This window comes from Egibacteraceae bacterium (assembly GCA_040905805.1).
GTDB lineage: Bacteria > Actinomycetota > Nitriliruptoria > Euzebyales > Egibacteraceae > DATLGH01.
Genome location: JBBDQS010000157.1, coordinates 1 through 14,757, shown reverse-complemented (window position 1 = coordinate 14,757; position 14,757 = coordinate 1). Strand labels below are relative to the sequence as shown.

Genomic DNA, 14,757 nt, shown 5'->3' with positions numbered 1-14,757 from the left:
CGACCGTCCTGGAGGCTCTGACACGTGAATCGGCCGAGCCTGCGAGGTCGATTCACCGCTGTGCCGGGTGTGGCAGTCGCGCAGCGACCGTCCTGGAGGGGCTGAGCGAGTCCACCGGAGGCGATACGCTGCCGCGCATGAGCGACAGCGACGTGATCGAGGTGTTCGTCGAGATCCCCAAGGGGTCGCGCAACAAGTACGAGTGGGACCACGAGACCCGCCGGTTCATGCTCGACCGGATGCTCTTCAGCGCCGTGCAGTACCCCGGCGACTACGGGTTCCTGCCGGGCACGTGGGCCGAGGACGGCGACCCCCTCGACGTGCTGGTGATCCTCGGGGAGCCGACCTTCCCCGGGTGCACCATCGCGGCCCGGGTGGTCGGCGTCTTCTGGATGACCGACGAGAAGGGCCCGGACGCCAAGATCATCACCGTGCCCCAGGCCGACCCCCGTTGGTCGCATGTGCAGGAGCTGGCCGACGTGCCCCAGCACCTGCTCGCCGAGATCGGGCACTTCTTCTCCATCTACAAGGACCTCGAGGGCAAGTCGGTCAAGGTCGACGGCTTCGGTGACCGCGAGGACGCGCTCGGCGAGGTCGCGAAGGACCGCCAGCGCTTCGCCGACCTGCCCGAGGCCGACCGGCCCGCCGTCCCCTGAGCCACGTCCCCTGAGCCACGTCCCCTGAGCCACGTCCCCTGAGCCACGTCCCCTGAGCCACGTCCCATGGCCCGCACCCCGGGCGTGACTGCTCGCCCCCTCGGGGCGCCGCGGGTAGCGTGGGGGGTGCACGTCCGGAACGAGAAGGGGCCGCGAGATGGCACAGCAGGGCCGACGGCGGATCGACCGGGTCGCCGCGTCCGACTTCCTGGACGGTCTCGAGGACCGCTCGACAGCGGAGATCCGCACGATGCGCGACGAGTGCCGGCAGGAGGAGGAGCGCCTGAGCTTCGAGCGGCGCCTGCTGCAGGGCCGCGTCGACATCGTCCGCGCCGAACGGGCCCGCCGGCAGTCCGGCGACGGCGAGCGCCTGGTCGACGCCCTGCCCTCGATCCTCGCCGACGACACGTCCAGCCGCAGCGGGAGCCCCCAGGCGCGGGTCGCGCCGGTCTTCACCCCGGACCCCGACCCCACCTACACCCGCCGGGAGGCCGACCGCACCGAGTGGTCGTTCGGCAACCTGCCCGAGCTCGGCGACCGCGAGCTCGCCGAGCTGCACGAGCGGCTGGCGAGCGACGAGCGTGCGGTGTCCGACCTGCGCCGGCGGGTCATCGACCACCTCGACCGCTTGCAGTCCGAGGTGGCCGCCAGGCTGACCGACGGCAGCCTGGTCGCCGACGACATCCTGCGCGCATCCGGTTGGGCGTCCGGCACCGACCAGCAGTGAGCGCACCCGTCGAGGTCGAGGTCGAGCGCGACCACGCGGTGGACGACCGCTGAGGGTCCTCGTCCAGGTCACCCGCGGTGGCGTCGTCGAGTCCGCCCACCAGGGGGCCCTCGCGGTCGCCGACGCCGACGGCACCCTGATCGGCGGGCTGGGCGACGTCGACGCGCTGGTCTTCCCCCGTTCCGCCCTCAAGCCGTTCCAGGCGCTGGCCACCCAGCGGCTGCTCGCCACCACCGGGCAGGCGATCGCCCCGCTGGGCCTGGCGATCGCCTGCGCCTCCCACACCGGCGCGCCCGCCGCCCGGGTCGAGGCCGGGCGCCTGCTGGCCTGCGCCGGCCTGGACGAGTCGGCTCTGCGCTGCCCGCCCGCCTGGCCGCACGACACCGCCGCCCTGCGCGCCGCGGACGCACCGACGCCGCTCGCCCACAACTGCTCGGGCAAGCACGCCGCCTTCCTCTGGGCGCACACCGCCGCCGGCGGCGAGCCGGCGGGCTACCTCGACGAGGGCGCGCCCCTGCAGCAGCAGGTGCGCGACACCCTGGCCGAGCTCGCCGGCACGGCCCCCACCGGACCCGCGGTCGACGGCTGCGGCGCCCCGGCCTGGCGGCTGCCGCTCATGCGGGTGGCCGTCGCGTACGCCCGCCTGGCGCGGGGCGCGCCGACGGGCGAGGTCCTGGCGGCCATGACCGCCCACCCCGAGCTGGTCGGGGGGCCGGGGTGCGCCGACAGCGCCCTCATGGCCGCCGACGCCCGGGTCGTGGCCAAGCGGGGAGCCGAGGGGGTGCTCGCGGCCGGTCTCATGACCCACCGCGGTCCGGTGGGGGTGGCGGTCAAGATCGCCGACGGGGCCAACCGCGCGCCCGCACCGCCGGTCGCGGCGGTGCTGCGCGCCCTGGGCGCCACCGTCCCGGGCGACCTGCTGCGCACCGCGATCCCCCCCGCCGGTCAGCCGCAGGGATGGGTCGAGGCCACCCCGTACGTCGTGGACTGGGCGGCCGAGCTGCCGGCGGGGTAGGAACCGGGTAGGACGGGGCGCAGACGACCGACGACGGAGGCTCGGACATGGACACCAGCGACGCGGCCCATGCGGCCGCGAACAGGGTGCGCGACCTCGGCGCGTACATCCGGGAGCAGCGCACCAGCGCTCAGCTGTCGCTGCGCAACCTCGCGTCCATGGCCGGGGTGTCCAACCCGTACCTGTCCCAGATCGAGCGCGGGCTGCGCAAACCGTCGGCGGAGATCCTCCAGGGGATCGCGAAGGCGCTGCGCATCAGCGCCGAGACCCTCTACGTCAAAGCCGGCATCCTCGAGGAGCGCGACGGCGACCTCGGCGCCCAGATCCTCGCCGAGCCCTCCCTCACCGAGAAGCAGAAGCGTGCGCTGCTCGAGGTGTACTTGTCCTTCCGGCAGGCCTCCGACCGGCAGGTCCCCGACCCGGCCCGCACCGATGCCGGGTATGGTTCGCCGGGTGACGACGCGCGGTGAGCATCCCCAGCTGCCCGCACCCGAGCCCCGCCGGGTCGGGCTGCTGAGCGTGCACACGTCGCCGCTGGCGCAGCCCGGCACGGGCGACAGCGGCGGGATGAACGTCTACATCCTCTCCCTGGCCCGCCAGCTGGCCGCAGCGGGCGTGGCGGTGGACATCTTCACCCGCGCCGCCGGCCGTGACCTGCCGCCGACGGTGCAGCCCGAGCCGGGGGTGCGCGTCCACCACATCGAGGCCGGCCCGCCGGCCCTGTCGAAGTCCGACGTGGCGAGCCACCTGTGCGCCTTCTACCTCGCCCTGGCGGCCCATCCGGCCACGGGCGACCTGGACCTGGTGCACGGCCACTACTGGATGGGCGGATGGGTGGGTCGCCAGGCCAGCCGCCGGCTCGGCCTGCCGCTGGTGCAGAGCTTCCACACCCTCGCCCGCGCCAAGAACGACACCCTGGCGCCCGGCGACGTGCCCGAGCCCGCGCTGCGCCTGGCCGCCGAGGACCGGGTCGTGGCCGACGCCGATGCGGTCATCGCGCCCACCCCCGGCGAACGCGCGATGCTCGCCGACCGCTACGGCGCGCACCCCGGCAAGGTGCACGTCATCGAGCCCGGCGTCGACCTCGAGGTCTTCTCCGCCGACGGGGACCGCCACGCCGCCCGCCAGTCGCTCGGGGGCGGACGCATCGTCTTGTTCGTGGGTCGGCTGCAGCCGCTGAAGGGCCCCGACGTCGCGGTCCGCACCCTGGCCGCCCTCGACCGGCTGCTGCCCGACGATGGGGTGCCCACCCGCCTGCTGATCGTCGGCGGGCCCAGCGGGCACGGTCGCGGCCGCACCGACCCCGAGGACCTGCGCCGCCTGGCGGCGGAGCTCGGCGTGGCCGATCGCGTGGCGCTGCTCGCGCCGCGGCGCCAGGACGAGCTCGCGCAGCTGTACCGCGCCGCCGACGCCGTGATCATGCCGAGCCGCTCGGAGAGCTTCGGGTTGGTCGCCCTGGAGGCGCAGGCGTGCGGGACGCCCGTCGTCGGCTCGGCCGTCAGCGGGCTCACCCAGGTCGTCGGCACCGAGGGCGGCGGCACGCTGGTCGACGGCGCCGACCCTGTCCGCTTCGCCGCCGCGCTGGCGCCCTACCTCACCGACGCGACCAGCCGCACCGCGGCCGGCAGGGCGGGGCAGGCCCGGGCGGCGCGTTACTCCTGGGCCCGCACCGCAGCCGCGACCCTGCGGGTCTACCGGCTGGTCCTCGCCGGCGCCGGGCGCCAAGAACGGGCCGCCACCGGCACGTGAGCGCGCCCGCCCCTGTCCGACCGATACAGGGCAACGGCCCGCATCCCTGGCCCTACCTGCGCGCATCAGTTAGTCTCGGCTCGCCACGCGCCCGCCCTGCCCTTTGGGGAGGCCGGTCGTCGTAGTGCGATCTGTCGTGATGGCGACGGTTTCGGTGGGGCTGCTCGTGCTCGACCGGGCCACGCCGCCGGGACGGACGGCAGCGGTAACTAGTCACAAGGGCTCAGACAAAGACCACCCCGCCAGGCCATAGCCCGGTTGCAGCCCGCTCGTTGATGCTTGTTGTAACGGGAGAACGCTCCGGAATGAGCTCCCTCCCTAGCAGTCCACGCCGACTCCCTGGGGGGCGGCCCACCAACACATGAGGTGCCACATGAGTCGTCTGAGTCGCCGCTTCCTCGCACTGTTCACCGTGCTCGCCCTCGTGGCGCTACCCACCACCGGGGCCGCTGCCGCCACCCCCGGCGACGTCGGTACCGCCACCACGAGCCTGGACATCCTCAAGCTCGACATCCAGGGTTTGCCCCTCGTGGGCGACCTGGTCAACGACCTGGACCTGGGCTCGCTGCTCAGCTACGCGTCGACGGACACCAACGCCGAGCGCAACGCGCGCGGCAACGGTGAGCCCTTCGCGCTGTCGCAGCTGCTGGCCATGGGCCAGGAGATCAGCGCCAACTCCAGGGACAACCCCGAAGCCGGCGGCGAGTCCGCCGACGTCAATGGCATCGGCACCGTCGGGGTCGGCCAGATGAGGGCCCTCGTCGAGGACGGCAACGCGCTGTCCACCATCGACGCGCTGACCGCCAGCCTCACCGGCGTCACAGAGATCGCCGGCCTCGGGGTCATCCTCCCCGAGAGCGGCTCGCAGTCCACGGCCAACGGCACGCAGGCGGCCGCCCAGAACGGCGCGGTCCTCACCGGCCTGGACCTCGGCCTCGGTGACCTGCTCGGCCTCGACCTGCTGGAGAACCTCGACCTCGGGTCGCTGCTCGGCCTGCTCGGTGACCTCGAGCTGACCGAGCTGGAGCTCGACGCGGTCGTCGGTCAGCTGACCGGCTCGCTGACCGACATCAGCAGCGTCACCACCACCCTGGACGGCCTGCTCGGCGGCCTCGGCCTCGAGAACCTGCTGGGCAGCATCGACGGGCTCGTCGGCCAGATCGACCTGCTCGAGGGCGCCATCGGTGACATCACCGGCGGCCTGAGCCTGGAGGAGGCGACCGCGCTGCTGGAAGGTGGCGCCTGCGAGGGGCTGCTCGCGATCCTGCCGCTGTGCGACAACCTGGGGAGCTTCACCGACACGGCCGAGCTGCTCAACGTCGCCAACCTGGAGCTCGCCGAGCTCGAGGGCCTGCTCGACACGGTCATGGGCCTGGTCGACACGCTGACCGGCCTGCTCGAGGGCCTGCTCGGACTGGTCACCGGCCTGCTCGACACCGTGACGGGCCTGCTCGACGGCCTGACCGGCACCGACCTGCTGGCGCTTGACGCCCTGACCCTCGGGGTCAGCAGCGCCGCCGGCGACGACGCGCACGCCACGGCGGTCTGCGACGCGGGCGGCGTGTCCATCCTCGGCCTCGGCTCGGTGGTGGACGGCTGCGACGCGCTGAAGAGCGGCCTGTCGGGCCTGCCCGGCACGCTCACCGGACTGCTCGGCAACCTGCCGATCGTCAGCGGCGTGCTCGACGGCGTCGTCGACGTCGGCGGCCTGGAGATCATCGAGAACGTCGGCACCGACGGCGACTTCCAGGTCTCCCGGGCAGCGGTCACCCCGCTGAACCTGGGGATCGACCTCAGCAACCTGGGCCTCGGCCTGGGCGGCGTGGACGCCGGCCTGCTGGGCGCCGTGGACGGTCTGCTCGGTGAGTTCGACCTCCTGGGCGGCCTGCTCGGCTCGTCCGGCGGTGCCTTCTCGGCCCAGAGCGTCGAGGCGCAGCAGGTCGCCGGTATCGGCGGACTGCTCGGCACGGTCACCGGCGTGGTCGACAGCCTGCTCGGTGGCAACCTCGGCGGCCTCGGGCTCCCGAGCCTGCAGCTGTCCGGCCCCGGGATGGAGAGCGTGTCGAACTTCGGTGCGGCCGCCGGCCACACCACCCCGATCGACGCGACGCCGCCGGCGGACCCGACACCCAGTGGCGCGCTGCCGCGCACCGGTGGCACGGGCATGGGCCTGGCCCTGGCGCTGATGGTCGGCGCCGGTGCCGTGACCTGGTTCACGCGCCGCCGACTGGGCCCCCTGGCCGAGTCCAAGCTGGGCTCGGGCAAGTAGCCACCATGCACTGACCTCGCCTCGGCGGGAACGCGAAGCCCGCGGCAGGGATGCCGCGGGCTTTCGCATGTCCCGGTTCCCGATTCCCTTGGGGCCACCGGGCCCGGCGCCCCCGGGCCCGGCGCGCCGGCGCGGTAGCCTGCCCGCCATGAACGGCACACTGGCGATTCTCGGGACCGGGCACATGGGCGAGGCCCTGCTGGGCGGGCTGCTGCGCTCGGGGTGGGCCCGGCCCGACCAGCTGTGGTGCACCGTGCGCGATCCCGAGCGCGCCCGGGTGCTGGCCGAGACCTACGGGGTGCGGGCCGACACCGACTCGCCGGGCGCCACCGCGGCCGCTGACGTGCTGGTGCTGGCCACCAAGCCGCAGAACCTGCGGGACCTGCTCGTCGACATCGCCCCGCGGGTCACCGTGCGCCACACGATCGTCTCGGTGGCGGCCGGCATCACGACCGCGGCCATCGCCGAGCTCGTCCCCACGGGCACCCCGATCGTGCGGGTCATGCCCAACGTGCCGGTGCAGGTCGACGAGGCGATGAGCGCGATCGCCCCGGGGCGGGCCGCCGGCGACGAGCACGTGCGCCTCGCCGAGGAGATCCTCGGCCACGTCGGCCGGGTGGTCCACGTCGAGGAGCGCGACCTCGACGCCGTCACTGCCGTGTCGGGGTCGGGGCCCGCCTACGTCTTCCTGCTCGCCGAGGCGATGATCGACGCGGGCATCGCCGTCGGGCTGCCCCGCGAGGTCGCCACCGAGCTGGTGATCCAGACCGTGGTCGGCAGCGCGACGATGCTGCGCGACACCGGCCGGCGCCCCGCAGAGCTGCGCGAGGCCGTGAGCTCGCCGGGCGGCACGACCCTCGCCGCCCTCCATGTCCTGGAGCAGCGGGGGCTGCGGGCCGCGGTCCTCGACGCGGTCGAGGCCGCCCGCGCCCGCTCCGCCGAGCTCGCCGGGGGCTGACCCCGTGAATCGCTGGAGCCTGCGGAGGCGGTTCTCCGCGGTTCCGGCCCGCGCGCAGGACGAGGCCGACGCGGCGCCGGCCGGCGGCGGCGGCCCCCATCAGGCGCCGGCCGGCGGCGGCGGCCCCCATCAGGCGCCGGCCGGAGCGCGCCCGGAGCGGCGCGCCATCGCGCCCGCCGCCGCCGCCGCGAGCCCCATGCCGAGCAGCAGCGCCGCGCCCACCACCAGCCACGTGGGCACGCCGGTCAACAGCCCGGCGGACTCGTCGTCGGTCCCCGTCCTGCGGACCGTCGCGAAGTAGATGTCCTCGGACTGGGTGTCCGCGTCGCCGGCGCGGGTGTCCTGCCAGGCGAGGTACACGACGTCGTCGGTGGAGGCGATCCCCACGTTGGTGTGGCTGTGCATGTTGTTGGACCACACGCCGATGCGCCGGTCGATCGACCGGTCGCTGACGCGCAGGTTGTCGCTCCAGGTCGCGCCCTGGTCGGTCGAGCTGGCGTAGTAGACGTCGTTGAACCCGCCGTCGTTGCCGACCGCGCCCTCGCCCTCGGGCATGGGGCTGTCGCGGAAGTCCAGCCAGGCCAGGTCCACGCGCCCGTCGGGCGCCACGGCGATCCCGGCGTTGTACTGCATCGCGCCGCCCTCGTCGTCGTTGACGACCACCCGGTCGCTCCAGGTGTCGCCCCCGTCGGTGGAGACCCGCACGAACAGGTCGGAGTCGGCGTCGGGTCGCTCCGCGCGGGCGTCGGGGTGGCCGTACCAGGCCGCGTACAGCGTCCCGGTGTCGGGGTCGGCGGCCAGCTCGTGCTTGCGGTTGAAGCTGAACTCGGCGTTGCCCTCGTCGATCTCGATGGCCTCCGGCCAGGTCTCGCCCCCGTCGGTGGAGCGGGTGTAGAAGATCGGGCGCACGATCGGCTCGTCGGGGCGGGGGTCGGCGTAGCCCGCCGACGGGAAGATCGCGTGCACGGTGCCCTCGTGGTCCACGGCCACCCGGGCCTGGTAGCCACCGTGGTCGTCGTCGTCGCTCAGCTGCGCCGGCTCGCCGAAGGTCCGTCCGCCGTCGGTCGACGCGGCGACCAGCGCCCGGTGGCCGGTGTCCACGCCGCGCTGCAGCCACGAGACATACACGTTGTCGGGGTCGTTCGGGTCCAATACCACCATGGGCCGCTGGTTGTTCGTGCGCGGATCGTCGGTGACGTCCTCGGGCGCCTCGTACACGATCGTGGTGTCGAAGCTGCGCCCGTCGTCGGTCGAGCGCGCGAGGAAGACCGAGCGCGGCCGGTCGGGGCGGGGCAGGTCGCTGAGCTCCGGGTCGTTGGCCACCAGCGCCACGAGCAGCGTCCCCTCGCGGTCGTAGGCGATGGTCGCGTACGGGCCGTTGATCGCGTAGCCCGAGCAGTCGGTGAAGGGCTCCAGCATCGGGCTGGCGCCCTCGAACCAGCTGGCCCCGTCATCGACGGACAGGTGGAGGTCGCAGGTCTTCCTGGTGCGGACGTCCGACGAGACGATCGCGAGCGTGCCGGTCGTCGGGCTGACCGCGATCTGGGGGGAGGAGTGGCCCCGGGTCGCATGCCCACCGCCATGCCCAAGACCATCATCGCTGACGCAACCGTGCGTGCCCGCATCCGTCGACCCCTTCGGATTGCTCGCCTGCATGGTCAGCCCACCTGACCAGCCCCCGTGCGCGACAACCTAACCGGTGGCCGCGCCCCCGGTACGTGCACCCATCAGGTAGGCGCCGAACCGCCATCGACCCGCGCGGGGCGTCCGGAAAACATCGGCGCGTGGACCGGCCCCGTTGCGTCAGGCCCGCGTGCGGGTAGCCTTGGCAGGGCACGCGACACAATCGACGCAGGAAGCAGGAGCTATCGTGACGATGCCTGCCACCGCCACCGCCACCACCGACGCGCTCCTCCGCGAGTTCGAGGGTGCCTGGCGCGATGACACCCCCGTGTTCGGCTGCTGCCGCAAGGCCGTGGCCACCGTGGTCGAGTCGGCTGACATGGCCGCAGTCGCGCCCCTTGACGCCACCGCCCGCGTGCAGGCGCTTCGTAGCGCCGTCGAGCAGGAGATGCCCGGCCACCTCGAAGCGCACCGCTGCTGCTCCGGGCACCTCGCCGACCTGGCCTTCGATCTGCCCGACCTGCTCGCACCGGTCGCCACCGACGAGGACTGACCGCACCGTTCGACGAACCGCCGGACGGCGCCCCTTTCGGGGCGCCGTTTCGCGTTGCTCGCACGTAGCATGGAGCTCGATGCCTTCCCCGCGGCTCGTGGCTGTCCTGCTTGCGCTGGCCCTGTCCGCCGGGTGCTTCGGCGATGACCGGCCCGCGGTCGAGACCACGCCGGTGAGCTCGGGGGAGGTGGTCGAGCGGGTCTCGGCGCCCGCCCGGGTCGACGCCGCCGCCCGCCAGGACGTCGCCGCCGCGGTCTCCGGCGTGGTCGTCGCGCTCGACGCCGCCGACGGCGACGCGGTCGTGGGCGCGCAGCCGGTCGTGCGCCTGGAGTCCAGTCAGGTGGACCTCGCCCGCGAGCAGGCCGCCGCCGCGCAGTCGGCGGCAGCCGCAGCCGGCATCACCGTGGACGGCGGGGGCGACGCGAGCCGGGCCCGCACCGCCGAGGCCGTCGCCCAGCTGGACGCCGAGACCCGCCCGCGCATCGCAGAGGCGCGCGCCCGCGCCGGCGAGGTCGCCGCCGACGACCAGCGTGCCGCCGCGCTGAGCGCGGTCGACGCCGTCGAGGCGTCCTACCTCACGACCCGCGCGGCGCTGCTGGCCGCGGGCGACGCGGTGGCCGCCGGCCAGGACCAGACGGCCGCCAGCCTCACCGACGCGTTGAACCAGGCGGTGGCGCAGGCCACCGCGGCCCAGCGCGCCCAGGCCGACGCCGCCGCCGCGGTCGCCGCCCGCCAGGCCGACGGGCTCGTCGCCGTCGCGCCCTTCGATGGGACCATCCAGCTCGGGGGCGGGGCCGCCACCGACGGGGCACCCGCCGCGGGGCTGCCGCCCGGGCTGGAGCTGCCCCCCGGCCTGGCCGGCGGGCTGACCGGCCTGCCTGGCGCCGCTGGCGGCGGGACGCTGCGCGTCGGCGCCCCGGTGACCGCCGGGCAGACGCTGTTCACCGTCTACGACCTGTCCACGCTGTACGTCACCGCCGACGTCGACGAGGTCGACGCCCCCACCGTCGGCGCCGGCCAGCCCGCCACCGTCCTGATCGACGCGTTCTCGGAGGTCGAGTTCGACGGCGTGGTCGAGTCGGTCGACATCGAGGCGGCCACCACCGAGGCCGGCGGCGTGGGCTTCCCCGCCCGCGTCCGCATCACCGGTCCGGACACCGCGGACCTCACCGGCGTGCGCGTCGGCATGACCGCCAGCGTCGAGATCGCCACGCGGACCGTCGACGCCGCGCTGGTCGTGCCCTCCCGCGCGCTGGTGCGCCGCGACGACGGCACGGTCGTGTTCGTCGTCCGCGACGGGCGGGCCGAGGCGGTGGAGGTGACGGTGGCCGTCCTCGGCGACGAGCGCGCCGCCGTCGACGGGGACCTGGCGCGCGACGAGGCCGTCGTGGTCTCGGGCTTCGAGGGGCTGGGCGACGGCGACGAGGTGCGCGCCGGCGCGCCGTCCGCGGACAGCTCGTGACGGCGGTGGGTGCCAGCGCCACCACGGTGCCCGCGGGCCTGGCGGTCGTCGACGTCGCCGACGTGACCCGCTCCTACGTCCTGGGGTCCCGGCGGCGGGAGCGCGAGGACGCCGCCGTCGTGCACGCCCTGCGCGGGGTGTCCTTCACCATCGCCCCCGGCGAGTTCGTGTCCATCGTCGGCCCGAGCGGGTCGGGCAAGTCGACGCTGCTGCACCTGCTCGGGGCGCTCGACCGCCCGAGCACCGGCACCGTGGCCTTCTCGGGCCGCGACGTGACGGGCCTGTCCGACGCCGAGCTCGCCGACCTGCGCAACCACGAGATCGGGTTCGTGTTCCAGCAGTTCCAGCTGCTGGCGCGCACCTCGGCGCTGGCCAACGTGGGGCTGCCGCTGGTGTACCGCGGGGTCGGGCGCGGCGAGCGGCGCGAGCGCGCCGCCGCGGCCCTCGACGCGGTCGGCCTCAGCCACCGCACCGGCCACCGCCCCGCGCAGCTGTCGGGCGGCGAGCAGCAGCGCGTGGCGATCGCCCGGGCGCTGGTCACCGGGCCGCGCCTGCTGCTCGCAGACGAGCCCACGGGCAACCTCGACACCGCCACCGGCCACGAGGTGCTCGACATCCTCCGGGGCCTGAACGCCGAGGCCGGGATGGCGCTGGTCGTGATCACCCACGACCCCGAGGTGGCCGCGCAGGCACCGCGGCGCATCGCGATCCGTGACGGGCTGATCTCGGCCGACGTGTCGGACGTGGACGGGTGAGGCTCACCGAGGCGACCAAGGTCGCGGCCACCGCCATCGCCGCGAACCGGCTGCGGGCCGCGCTCACGACCCTCGGCGTGGTCATCGGCGTGATGAGCGTCGTGCTGCTCGTCGCGGTCGGCACGGGCGCGCGCGACGAGGTCACCGCCGGCGTGGAGGACCTCGGCTCGAACCTGCTGATCGTGGCGCCCGGCACGTTCGAGTTCGGGGCCGCACCCACGCTGTCGAAGTTCAGCCTGGACGACGTCGAGCGCATCGACCGGCGCCTGGCCGGGCGCGCCGCGGTCACCGGCAACCTGGCCAGCGGCGAGACCGTGCGCGCCGGCGGCGTGTCGGCGTTCGCGAGCGTCCTCGGCGTGACCGAGGACTTCGACGTGGTCGTGAACCGTCCGGTCGCCCGCGGCGAGTTCCTGACCGAGTCCGACGTGCTCACCGGCCGGCGCGTCGCCGTCCTCGGCGCCAGCGCCGCGGCGGGGCTGTTCGGGGACGCCGACCCGCTCGGGCGCACCGTCACCGTCGCCGGCCTGCGCTTCCGGGTCGTCGGGGTGGTGGAGCGCCTCGGCGCGACGCTCGGCGTGGACCGCGACGCGCAGGTCATGGTGCCGATCACGGCGGCGCAGCGGCTGTTCGGCACGCGGCGGGTCGACACGATCTTCGTGAAGGCCCCCGAGTCCGACGTGCTGGGGCGCGTCGCCGAGGAGGTGCGCGCGGAGCTGGCCCTGCGCTTCGACGATGAGGAGTTCAGCGTCGTCACCCAGGAGGAGATCCTGGGCGTCGCCGGGGAGATCCTCGACACGCTGACGCTGGTCCTCGCCGCGATCGCCGGGATCAGCCTGCTCGTCGGGGGGATCGGGGTCAGCAACATCATGCTGGTGAGCGTGTCCGAGCGCACCCGCGAGATCGGGCTGCGCAAGGCGCTCGGGGCCCGCACCCGCGACATCACCCTGCAGTTCCTCGTCGAGGCGGTCCTGCTCTGCGGGGTCGGCGGCGTGCTCGGCATCGGGGCGGGACTCGGCCTGGCCACCGTGGCCGAGCGGCTCACGCCGCTGCCCGCCACGGTCACCGCCTGGAGCGTGGCGCTCGCGTTCGGCGTCAGCGTCGGCGTCGGCGTGGCGTTCGGGGTGTTCCCCGCCCGGCGGGCGGGGCGCCTGGACCCGGTGGTGGCGCTGCGCTACGAGTAGCGCCGCCGGCGGCGGGGTGCGCTACGCGTCCGCGGCGGCCGTGTCCTCCTCGTCGCGCGACCGCACGTCCTGGGGGGCAGGGTCGGTGTCGCGCAGCTGCTCCATGGCGGTTTCGCAGTCCTTGCGGCTCTGGGTGTGCACGGCCACGACGACGGGCTTGCCCTCGGCGTCGCTGTAGGTCAGCTCGGACGCCTCGCTCTCCTGGACGCGGGCGATCGCACCGACCAGGAACCCGAGGCCCCCGCCGCCGAACAGCCCGGCGATCGACGCCAGGTACACGCCCTGGCCGCCGAGCCAGATGACCCCGCCGATCAGCCCGCCCAGCACACCGACAAGGGCGCCGAGCGCGCCGCCGACCAGCACCGAGCGGATGGCCTCGGTGGCGAAGGCCTCGTCTGCGTCGCTCTGGTCGGTGTCCGCGCGGGCCGCCTCGGCGCCGGCGCCTTCCAGCGTGATGTCCGACCCCGGGATCCCCGCGCGCTCCAGCGCCGCGATCGCCCGGCGCGCACCCTCCATGTCGGCGTAGGTGGCTTGGGCGGTGAACTGGGTCTGCGTGGCCATGCGCTCTCCCTGTGGCGTCGACTGCGGTGACGGGGGCGGCTCGCGCCGGTTGCGCGGTGTGCCACGAGGATACCGGGCCGGGGGGGCGCGGTCCCCGCCCCCACCCGGTGCGGTCTGTCCCCTTCGGAGGCACGGTCCCGCGCAACCATCCGGCCTAGTCCAGGCCTAGTCCGCATCGCGTGCGCGCTCGGTGCGCAGGACCGCTTGCTCGGCCAGACGCCGGCGTAGTGCGCGGATGACCATCGCGCGGGTGCGGTCAGGGTCGTCGCGCAGCATGCCGGCGGTGATGCGGAGCACCTGCACGCCGTTCTCCGCCGCCTCCAGGTCGCGCAGGCCGTCGTGGTCGCGGTCGGTCGGCAGCACGTGGTGGTCGCGCCCGTCGTACTCGACGGCGAACAGCGCCTCGCGCCAGGCGAAGTCGAGCCGCCGGCCCGGTACGAGGTCGGTCACCTGCCACTCGGGCGCGGGCTCGATGTCACGCACCAGCCAGTCGAGGCCGCGCTCCCCCTCGCTCTCCAGACCGCTGACGGACGGGTCACCCAGCAGGGTCAGGCAGGCCAGCGCACCCGGGTGCGGGAGCAGGGTGCGGGCGCACTGGCGGAGCCGTTCGGGAAACGTCAGGCGGCGGCGGCAGGCATCGTCGAAGGTCACCCGCCAGCGCTTGCCCTGCTCGGCATGGGCGTACTCCACGAGCGCGCGGGTGGGCGTCAGCGCCGGCACCCGCGCCACCGTGGCGCGGTGTCCGTGCGGCAGGGCGGTGGCACGGATTGGAAACGGCACCCCGGTGACGCGCCGGCCGGTGGGCACCAGCACGCCCGTCCCGCCCTGCGCCAGCCGGAAGCCCTCGAAGCGGAAGAGCCCGAGGGTCATCTCGCCGCCGGCCGCGGCCCCGTCGCCCGCCCGCAGGACCTTGGCCAGCGCGTCCTGCTCGTGGGAGGTCGGGCAGCCGGCGAGCCGGTACACGCCGCGGTAGACGACCTCGAGGTGGCCCCGCCGCACCCAGAAGTCGATGGCGGGGGCGGCCAGGCCAAGGCGGCGCACGACCACCAGCAGCTGAGCGCGACTGGCCAGCCCGAGCTGGCGGCTCGTCATCTGCAGGACCGGCTGGGGCAGGGTGCGCATCTCGTCAGGATGGCCCTGCCATGAGTGCCGTGGGAGATCCGGTCCCAACTTGGGGACAACCGCCGGGTCGCGGCGGGTTACCGGCGAGTAACCCTGCCAGAACTCGCGTTACTCGCGGTTACACCC

The 14,757-nt window shown here is 74.6% G+C and carries 14 protein-coding genes; 11 read left to right on the top strand and 3 right to left on the bottom strand.

Annotation, left to right across the window (positions count from 1 at the left end; all coding sequences use genetic code 11):
* Positions 1-137: 137 nt before the first annotated feature.
* The 7 genes from WD250_17000 (at position 138) to proC (ending at position 7,374) form a co-directional block, all read left to right on the top strand.
* A complete protein-coding gene (locus WD250_17000; protein ID MEX2621914.1) occupies positions 138-656 on the top strand; it encodes an inorganic diphosphatase in 519 nt (172 codons plus the stop codon).
* A 157-nt stretch (positions 657-813) separates the two neighbouring features.
* A complete protein-coding gene (locus WD250_16995; protein ID MEX2621913.1) occupies positions 814-1,383 on the top strand; it encodes a hypothetical protein in 570 nt (189 codons plus the stop codon).
* Positions 1,384-1,432: 49 nt separating this feature from the next.
* Positions 1,433-2,398 carry an asparaginase gene (locus WD250_16990; GenBank protein ID MEX2621912.1) on the top strand — a complete coding sequence of 322 codons (966 nt, stop codon included), beginning with the start codon at positions 1,433-1,435 and terminating at the stop codon, positions 2,396-2,398.
* A 47-nt stretch (positions 2,399-2,445) separates the two neighbouring features.
* The gene (locus WD250_16985; GenBank protein MEX2621911.1) at positions 2,446-2,868 is read left to right on the top strand and encodes a helix-turn-helix transcriptional regulator; all 423 of its coding nucleotides are present in this window, start codon (positions 2,446-2,448) and stop codon (positions 2,866-2,868) included.
* A complete protein-coding gene (locus WD250_16980) occupies positions 2,852-4,147 on the top strand; it encodes a glycosyltransferase (GenBank protein MEX2621910.1) in 1,296 nt (431 codons plus the stop codon). Before WD250_16985 ends, WD250_16980 begins: the two co-directional genes overlap by 17 nt.
* 373 nt (positions 4,148-4,520) lie before the next feature.
* The gene (locus WD250_16975; GenBank protein MEX2621909.1) at positions 4,521-6,416 is read left to right on the top strand and encodes a hypothetical protein; all 1,896 of its coding nucleotides are present in this window, start codon (positions 4,521-4,523) and stop codon (positions 6,414-6,416) included.
* 148 nt (positions 6,417-6,564) lie between these two features.
* The gene (gene proC / locus WD250_16970) at positions 6,565-7,374 is read left to right on the top strand and encodes a pyrroline-5-carboxylate reductase (protein MEX2621908.1); all 810 of its coding nucleotides are present in this window, start codon (positions 6,565-6,567) and stop codon (positions 7,372-7,374) included.
* Positions 7,375-7,503: 129 nt separating this feature from the next.
* Here the strand turns inward: proC and WD250_16965 are convergent, their stop codons facing one another.
* Positions 7,504-9,030: a sialidase family protein gene (locus WD250_16965; GenBank protein MEX2621907.1), complete on the bottom strand. Its 1,527-nt coding sequence runs from the start codon at positions 9,028-9,030 to the stop codon at positions 7,504-7,506.
* Between the two features lie 214 nt (positions 9,031-9,244).
* Here WD250_16965 and WD250_16960 point away from each other — a divergent pair, with 214 nt between their 5' ends.
* From WD250_16960 to WD250_16945, 4 genes are all read left to right on the top strand, one after another.
* On the top strand, positions 9,245-9,550 hold the full coding sequence (locus WD250_16960; protein MEX2621906.1) for a hypothetical protein: 306 nt from the start codon (positions 9,245-9,247) through the stop codon (positions 9,548-9,550).
* Positions 9,551-9,629: 79 nt separating this feature from the next.
* Positions 9,630-11,012, top strand: coding sequence for an efflux RND transporter periplasmic adaptor subunit (locus WD250_16955; GenBank protein ID MEX2621905.1), 1,383 nt, complete (start codon positions 9,630-9,632; stop codon positions 11,010-11,012).
* Positions 11,009-11,767 carry an ABC transporter ATP-binding protein gene (locus WD250_16950; protein MEX2621904.1) on the top strand — a complete coding sequence of 253 codons (759 nt, stop codon included), beginning with the start codon at positions 11,009-11,011 and terminating at the stop codon, positions 11,765-11,767. Before WD250_16955 ends, WD250_16950 begins: the two co-directional genes overlap by 4 nt.
* Positions 11,764-12,948 carry an ABC transporter permease gene (locus WD250_16945; protein ID MEX2621903.1) on the top strand — a complete coding sequence of 395 codons (1,185 nt, stop codon included), beginning with the start codon at positions 11,764-11,766 and terminating at the stop codon, positions 12,946-12,948. Before WD250_16950 ends, WD250_16945 begins: the two co-directional genes overlap by 4 nt.
* A gap of 21 nt (positions 12,949-12,969) precedes the next feature.
* Here WD250_16945 and WD250_16940 read toward each other — a convergent pair whose 3' ends face one another.
* Both WD250_16940 and WD250_16935 read right to left on the bottom strand, forming a co-directional pair.
* The gene (locus WD250_16940) at positions 12,970-13,509 is read right to left on the bottom strand and encodes a hypothetical protein (GenBank protein ID MEX2621902.1); all 540 of its coding nucleotides are present in this window, start codon (positions 13,507-13,509) and stop codon (positions 12,970-12,972) included.
* 165 nt (positions 13,510-13,674) lie between these two features.
* Positions 13,675-14,631: a type IV toxin-antitoxin system AbiEi family antitoxin domain-containing protein gene (locus WD250_16935; protein ID MEX2621901.1), complete on the bottom strand. Its 957-nt coding sequence runs from the start codon at positions 14,629-14,631 to the stop codon at positions 13,675-13,677.
* Positions 14,632-14,757: the final 126 nt, after the last annotated feature.

What these genes read in the sequence shown, in the direction of transcription:
- WD250_17000 (MEX2621914.1), top strand. Translation starts at nt 138, where the DNA reads ATGAGCGACAGCGACGTGATCGAGGTGTTCGTCGAGATCCCCAAGGGG.
- WD250_16995 (MEX2621913.1), top strand. Translation starts at nt 814, where the DNA reads ATGGCACAGCAGGGCCGACGGCGGATCGACCGGGTCGCCGCGTCCGAC.
- WD250_16985 (MEX2621911.1), top strand. Translation starts at nt 2,446, where the DNA reads ATGGACACCAGCGACGCGGCCCATGCGGCCGCGAACAGGGTGCGCGAC.
- WD250_16975 (MEX2621909.1), top strand. Translation starts at nt 4,521, where the DNA reads ATGAGTCGTCTGAGTCGCCGCTTCCTCGCACTGTTCACCGTGCTCGCC.
- proC (MEX2621908.1), top strand. Translation starts at nt 6,565, where the DNA reads ATGAACGGCACACTGGCGATTCTCGGGACCGGGCACATGGGCGAGGCC.
- WD250_16965 (MEX2621907.1), bottom strand. Translation starts at nt 9,030, where the DNA reads ATGCAGGCGAGCAATCCGAAGGGGTCGACGGATGCGGGCACGCACGGT.
- WD250_16955 (MEX2621905.1), top strand. Translation starts at nt 9,630, where the DNA reads ATGCCTTCCCCGCGGCTCGTGGCTGTCCTGCTTGCGCTGGCCCTGTCC.
- WD250_16940 (MEX2621902.1), bottom strand. Translation starts at nt 13,509, where the DNA reads ATGGCCACGCAGACCCAGTTCACCGCCCAAGCCACCTACGCCGACATG.
- WD250_16935 (MEX2621901.1), bottom strand. Translation starts at nt 14,631, where the DNA reads ATGCGCACCCTGCCCCAGCCGGTCCTGCAGATGACGAGCCGCCAGCTC.